The following is a 5747-nucleotide window of genomic DNA, read 5'->3' as shown; positions in this document are numbered from 1 at the left end:
TATTCGTCCTTATCGGCTGCTTTCTCGGGGGGCTGGTCATACTCGACATGATCGGGGACACCCTGTTCCCGACTTCCCTGGGGCAAACAGAACTGGTGCCGGGTGTATTCACCGATCAGGTCTTCACCAAAGCAGGATTCCTGTACGGTCCACAACCATGGCGTCCCAGTTACAACCCTCTGGGCATCGACCCGGGGCAGGACGTCCTTGATAACGAGAGCTGGTTCCTGATGTTCATTGATGCCAATACAACACCGGTCAGCGGCAATCCCATGGTCAAGAGGCTTGGGATAGTAAGGGTAACATATAATTTTACCAGCCTCTCGGGCAGGGCCGTCTTCCATGTCTATGGCCTGACGAACAGAACCGGGGTGCCAACACGGACGAACCGCCAGACGGGGATCCGGCAGTGCGCTTATGTCGTGACGGGAGATGCACCAGCGGGTTCTTCCATGCCCGCAGCTTCCCCTCTTCGAGTGTCCGGCACACACGGGTATACTGTCGCCGTCTCCAATAACCAGGTCGCAGATCTCCGGAGCATGACCGCCACAACCCGCCAGATGTGGTTCAGCGGGCCCTTGAGTGGCCAGGGGGCACTGCATATTGCGGCAAATCTTACGAAGCCTATGGGTGGGATCACGGACACGACAAACCTGAACGGGACGTTCTATATCACCGCTACCGGAGGAGATGCAGGGTACGATACGCTTCTCCTCGTCGCAACCGATCACCCCCAGCCGGACGATTTCGCCCTCAGGATCAGGACAGAATTCGTGAGGACGAGTTAAAATGCCGGTAAAGAAACCCTATTTCTCCCTGCACGAGGTCGCCCTGCTCTCGCTCTGCGCAGCCCTCATCGTGGTCCTGAACACGGCGTTCACCATCCCCCTGAAGATCCCCGGCCACACCGGCATCTACTGGGTGGTCCCGGTCATCATCGGCGTCGGCATCGTGAAAAAACCCGGGGCAGGGACCTTCATCGGGCTCATCTCCGGGATCCTCGCGACCCTCTTCGGGCTCAATACCCTCCACATCTTCAATATCTTCATCTACGTTGCGCTGGGAGGAGTGATCGACATCCTGGGGCTCCTCTTCTTTTACCGTCTCGACCACCCGGCTGCCGGGTTCATTGCCGGGGCCTGCGGCAACCTCGCCAAGATGGCAGTCAACTACACCCTCCAGACGTTGCTCGGGATCCCGGCAGCCTTCATCGTCATCGGGATCGGGACTGCCTCCATCACGCATTTCATCTTCGGCGGGCTCGGGGGCATTGTCGCAGCGCTGGTCCTTGCCCGGCTCATCAGGGCGGGGGTGGTATCGCGTGACGGGGTATGAACCCGTTATTACGATCCGCGGGCTCTCGTTCCGGTACCCGCCGTCCGTTTCCGGAAGGGCCGGCTTTGCCCTCCGCACCATCAGCCTTTCCATCAACCCGGGGGAATTTGTGGTCGTCACCGGGCACAGCGGCTCCGGCAAGTCCACCCTTGCCCGGTGCCTGAACGGGCTCATCCCCCATGCCACAAGGGGGACCATGGACGGCCGGGTCATCGCAGCCGGGCTGGACACGCGGGAGCACGACGTCCCCGATGTTGCCCGGGCGGTCGGCCTCGTCTTCCAGGACCCCGGATACCAGATCGTGACCAGTGATGTCGAGAGCGAGATCGCCTTTGCGCTTGAAGCCCGGAACCTCCCGGAAGAAGAGATCCAAAAAAGGATCGAAACAACGGCCTCGCTCCTCCGGATCGGGCACCTGCTGGGAAGGCCAACGGCCGACCTGTCCTGGGGGGAACGGCAGCGGGTCGCGATCGCATCCGTCCTCGCTGCCCGCCCGAAAGTCCTGGTCATGGACGAACCCTTCTCCGGGATCGATCCAACCGCCGCGGCAGAGCTGGCGAGCCTCCTGCACGACCTCAAAAAGGAGACCGGGATCACGATCGTCATCTTCGAGCACCGCACAACCTGGCTCCATGCGATTGCCGACCGCTGGATCGCCATGCAGGACGGGGAGGTCGTCTCCGATACCGTGTCAGCCCCCGGCAGAGATACCTGCGGTAAGCCGGGGCCGGCTGCCACCCGGTTCCAGCCGGGCCGAAAGGAGATCCCTGCCGTTCGCCCGGCCCCGGTGCTCTCGCTCCGGAACGTGACATACACCTACCCGGGACAAAGGAGCCCGGCCCTTTCGAAGGTAAGCCTCGACTTCTATCCCGGGGAACTTACGGTCATCGCCGGCCCGAACGGCTCGGGGAAGACAACGCTCTTAAAACACTGCAACGGCCTCCTTGTTCCCGACGGGGGGGCCATCCTCCTCGGCACCAGTCCGCTCGCGGGAAAGACCGTTGCGGAAGCGGCCCGGACGGTCGGGCTCCTTGGCCAGCACGCGGACCACCAGCTCTTCGAGGACACGATCGCCGGGGAAGTGGCGTTCGGCCCCCGGAACCTCGGGAAGACCGGCAGTATACTAACCGAGGCGGTGCAGACAGCCATCCGCATGTGCTCCCTCAGTCATATCGACCCGGCAACGCCCCCGCTCGGGCTCTCCGGTGGCGAGAAGCAGCGGGTCGCACTCGCCGGTATCCTCTCGATGGAGACACCGGTTGTCGTCCTCGACGAACCGACCTTCGGCCTCGACCCCGGGCTGAAACACTCGCTGTCCGCGCTGCTCCGGACGTTATGCGCCGGGGGAAAAAGCGTCATCCTCGCAACCCATGACGAGGAGTTCGCGGAATCGTGCGGCGACCGGTTCATCCGGATTGCCGGCGGGCGCATTACAGGAGAATACCGGAGAATGGCGGGAACATATGACAATTCCCGTTCCCCGGGAGAATGGGGAACCCCGGCCGGGGGTGGCGATCCTGGAATACCATGACCCGCCGGCCGGGACGGGAATGACAAAGAAGGCGAGAAGGCTCGCCCTCCTCCGCTTCCGGCCGGGCACCTCCTTCCTTCATCGCCTCGACCCCCGGACGAAACTTCTCATGGTCCTTGTCGTGAGCATTGCGGCGCTCCTGTTCAGCTCGCTCTCTGCACTGGCCCTGGTATTTCTTTTCCTGCTGGTCCTTGCCGTCACTTCGCGGATGGGGACGGCTCTCTTAAAAGCGCTCACGCTCATCCTCCCGCTCCTGCTTCTCGTCATCGTGCTCGACAGTTTCTTCTCAAAGGCACCATCCGGCACGGTCTGGTTCTCCGCCGAAATCGGCATCCTCCACCCGGAAGTCACGACCGGGGGAATCCTCTTCGCCCTCTCGATGGGCCTCCGGCTCCTCACGCTTGCCGGAATATCGTTCCTCTTTGTCATGACCACCTCTCCCGATGACCTGGTGCGGAGCCTCCGGGGCATGCGGGCCCCGCCGGTCCTCACGTTCTCGCTCGGGTATGCCCTCCGGTCAACAACCGCCCTTGCCGATGACACCCGGCAGATCATCGACGCCCAGCGGTCGCGGGGATTCGAGCTGGACAAAGGGAGCCTTGTTGGGAACAGCAACCGGCTCGTGGCGCTCTTTGCCCCGGTCACCGTCTCCCTCCTCAAGCGGTCGAAATACACGGCCGATGCCATGCAGGCCCGGGGCTTCCGCCAGACGGAGAACCCGGCCTGCTGCCGGTCGCAGGAGTTCAGCCGGGCGGATGCAGGGATGGTGGCAGGACTGGCAGTCCTTGTGCTCGTGCTCATTCTCGTTACGGGGATCCCGGGAGGGGGATGATGCCGCTGAAGCATTCCCCAAAGAAACGATTCGCTCGCCGCTCGGGCCGGAACAGTCTCCGTCGTTCTCATAAGAAGAGAGCCCGCCGGGCAAAAAAGGACAGGGACGTGAAACACACGATACTCTCCAAAAAAATGATGGAAGTCCTGCGGTACCGCAAACAGGGGATGACGCTTGGGCAGATCGCAGAGATCTATGGCACAAGCCGGGCAGACATCTGCGTAACTGAGAAGCGAGCACGGCAGAAAATCATGAAGGCAATGATAACCCTGAACGCACTCCGGTTTCTCGATGTGACTCCTATCTGTACATTCAGACAGGGATCGGATCTGATGGACGTGACTGCGGCATTTTATGCAGAGATGGCCAAACGGGGTATCCCGCTACCCGAAGATCCCATGGAGCTGATCAACCGGCTCCGCTCCGAGAACACGGAACGGATCCACGGACGACTCATCAAAAAAGACATTGACATATATCTCCTGAATGACGGGGAGATCTATTCGCGATAGAGGAAACATAATTATCGGAAAAATGCCCGGGAGTAAAAAAGGAGGGATCAGATAATATTTCCTTCGCGCTTGATCTTCATGTCGACATGGGCGTCCACCTGGTTGCCGTCGAACTGGACGATATACTCCCCGGCATTCCGGATGGTAAACGTCTTTTTCGTTATATGACCGTATTCGAGACCGAACCCATCCTGCATGATCTTTTGGCGGGAGCGGGGATCATAGATGGTGACGGTGAATTCCGACTGGGGGCAGATATAGGTGATATTGAGGAGCTCATCGGTTGTTCCCGCTTTCTTTGCGGACGTTGTGCGGTTGCCCCCGACCTTACTGTCATGAATAATCAGCGGGGTGACCTCGTACTCGATCACGAGTGGCGGTTCCCTGACGTTCACGTTCATGGCGGTGGGAGCCTCGCCGAGATAATAGGACAGATCTCCCGAATAGATATACGCATATGAACTCTCTTCCGGTGTCTCGGAAGGTGCGGCCAGGGTCCGGTATACCGGCTGGTCTTCACTATTGATGACAGGTGTGACCACGGAGACATAACTCACAACGGGGACCGGGGTCCCAGTTGTTGGGACGAAGATTGCCGAGCCCGCTGCCCCGCTGGCCGATACGTTGCCCGGGGCGGAGGTGCCGGTGAATCCTGATGACGGGGAACTTTTCCCATCAGAGCCGGCTCCTGCCGGTTTAACGAGAAGCGTGAACAACGACGGGCCGCCAAGGGCAAATACATTGACGATATCCGCGACCAGGATAATCCCGATAAGCAGCAACAGGATCATCGGGAGGCGGTCGTAAATTTTCTTATCCATGGGATAACTATTACTCGATAGTTATTATTATTCGTTTACTTTTGCGTTTTGTTAGATGAAAATGTTTTATATCCGGACCGGCCGCGGAAGCCGGGGACGAAGACCGGGAATGAGTAAGGGAACCGGGGGCCGGATCCACCCCATCGGGCACTCCGGCCGGGCTCATGTCCAAATTATCCCTCTTTTATCGAATCAAAAGGCACCAATTAAGCTCTTTTTGGGGCCTGAAATGACCCCTATATCCGAAAAATACGCTCAAAAATCCAATATTTCCAAAAAAACACCCTGTAATTCGCCAAAAAATGCGATTTCCCAAAAACCTGTTTTTCAAAATGGGCTCCGATCCGAAAAATACGCCCAAATCAAAGAGATAGTTTTTCCACAAACCTGAACTCGAAGAACGCTGACGCGTTCTTCTCGACCTCCTGGTCTGATGACCAGTCGGTTTTTCAAAATGGGCTCCGTGTTCGAAGATTTCTGGAGAAATCTTCTCGACCTCCTGGTCTGATGACCAGTCGGTTCCGAAAAATAAGCCCAAATCAAAGAGATAGTTTTTCCACAAACCTGAACTCGAAGAACGCTGACGCGTTCTTCTCGACCTCCTGGTCTGATGACCAGTCGGTTCCGAAAAATAAGCCCAAATCAAAGAGATAGTTTTTCCACAAACCTGAACTCGAAGAACGCTGACGCGTTCTTCTCGACCTCCTGGTCTGATG

The 5747-nt window shown here is 58.6% G+C and carries 7 protein-coding genes; 5 read left to right on the top strand and 2 right to left on the bottom strand.

Annotation, left to right across the window (positions count from 1 at the left end; translation table 11 throughout):
* The 5 genes from PHF39_RS13635 to PHF39_RS13615 all read left to right on the top strand — a co-directional run.
* A partial coding sequence (locus tag PHF39_RS13635; RefSeq protein WP_300225074.1) for a hypothetical protein occupies positions 1-788 on the top strand: 788 nt, incomplete at its 5' end.
* A 1-nt stretch (position 789) separates the two neighbouring features.
* A complete protein-coding gene (locus PHF39_RS13630) occupies positions 790-1335 on the top strand; it encodes an ECF transporter S component (protein WP_300225071.1) in 546 nt (181 codons plus the stop codon).
* On the top strand, positions 1322-2866 hold the full coding sequence (locus PHF39_RS13625; RefSeq protein ID WP_300225068.1) for an ABC transporter ATP-binding protein: 1545 nt from the start codon (positions 1322-1324) through the stop codon (positions 2864-2866). The genes PHF39_RS13630 and PHF39_RS13625 overlap by 14 nt, the downstream gene beginning before the upstream one ends.
* The gene (locus PHF39_RS13620) at positions 2799-3698 is read left to right on the top strand and encodes an energy-coupling factor transporter transmembrane component T (protein ID WP_300225065.1); all 900 of its coding nucleotides are present in this window, start codon (positions 2799-2801) and stop codon (positions 3696-3698) included. The genes PHF39_RS13625 and PHF39_RS13620 overlap by 68 nt, the downstream gene beginning before the upstream one ends.
* The gene (locus tag PHF39_RS13615) at positions 3695-4210 is read left to right on the top strand and encodes a Tfx family DNA-binding protein (RefSeq protein ID WP_300225062.1); all 516 of its coding nucleotides are present in this window, start codon (positions 3695-3697) and stop codon (positions 4208-4210) included. Before PHF39_RS13620 ends, PHF39_RS13615 begins: the two co-directional genes overlap by 4 nt.
* 47 nt (positions 4211-4257) lie before the next feature.
* Here PHF39_RS13615 and PHF39_RS13610 read toward each other — a convergent pair whose 3' ends face one another.
* Both PHF39_RS13610 and PHF39_RS13605 read right to left on the bottom strand, forming a co-directional pair.
* Entirely contained in the window at positions 4258-5031 is a 774-nt protein-coding gene (locus PHF39_RS13610) for a hypothetical protein (RefSeq protein ID WP_300225060.1), read from the bottom strand.
* A gap of 184 nt (positions 5032-5215) precedes the next feature.
* Positions 5216-5747: hypothetical protein (locus PHF39_RS13605; protein WP_300225057.1), on the bottom strand; the 532-nt coding region annotated here is incomplete at its 5' end.

Source organism: Methanoregula sp. (assembly GCF_028712425.1).
GTDB lineage: Archaea > Halobacteriota > Methanomicrobia > Methanomicrobiales > Methanospirillaceae > Methanoregula.
This window is presented reverse-complemented; position numbering and strand designations above follow the sequence as displayed.